Here is a 568-nt window from a genome sequence, read left to right as displayed (position 1 = left end):
GTATGGCGAAATCTGGTTATGAAGTAGACGATAAAATGTTTTTAGATGATATCTATAGTTATGTTCATTTTGGCATTCATCTAAAAAAGATAAATGGTCGACGTTTCTTATCGGAAATTGTAGAGTTTCATGGAGATCACACAGCTACCACAGTTTTTAAACAAAGAATGAAAAAAGATGGCTCATTAGATATATCATATGGAGAACTTAGTCAGGACTTCTTTGAAAGAATTCACGAATTGGGTTCAGACTTTGAAGGATTTAAAAGGGATGAGGAATAATGAAATTATTTGGTGAAAGCAAAGTATTGAGTATAGATGAGCTGAATGCTTATCGTACTGCATATGGAAATCCTTTAATGAAAAAGGAGATTTTTACGGCTTTAGTAGTTCCTTTTATGGTTAGTTTTTTCAGTGTTTATGTTCTTACCTACTATTGGTGGTTGGCACTAATTGCTGGAGTTGTAGGTGTATCTTACGGGTTCATAGTACTAATGAAAATTAGCGTGGAGCGTATCTATAACCAAGAATCCATGATACAGAGAAACAGATTTATAAATACAATGACT

The 568-nt window shown here is 33.3% G+C and carries 2 protein-coding genes; both read left to right on the top strand.

Features of this window, described 5'->3' with window-relative positions:
* A partial coding sequence (locus QD409_RS35615; protein ID WP_430765064.1) for a hypothetical protein occupies positions 1-281 on the top strand: 281 nt, incomplete at its 5' end.
* The coding region (locus QD409_RS35610) for a hypothetical protein (protein WP_430765063.1) at positions 281-568 on the top strand (288 nt) is incomplete at its 3' end. The genes QD409_RS35615 and QD409_RS35610, both read left to right, overlap by 1 nt.

It is taken from the genome of Rhizobium sp. BR 315 (assembly GCF_050577975.1).
Classification (GTDB): domain Bacteria; phylum Pseudomonadota; class Alphaproteobacteria; order Rhizobiales; family Rhizobiaceae; genus Rhizobium; species Rhizobium miluonense.
This window is presented reverse-complemented; position numbering and strand designations above follow the sequence as displayed.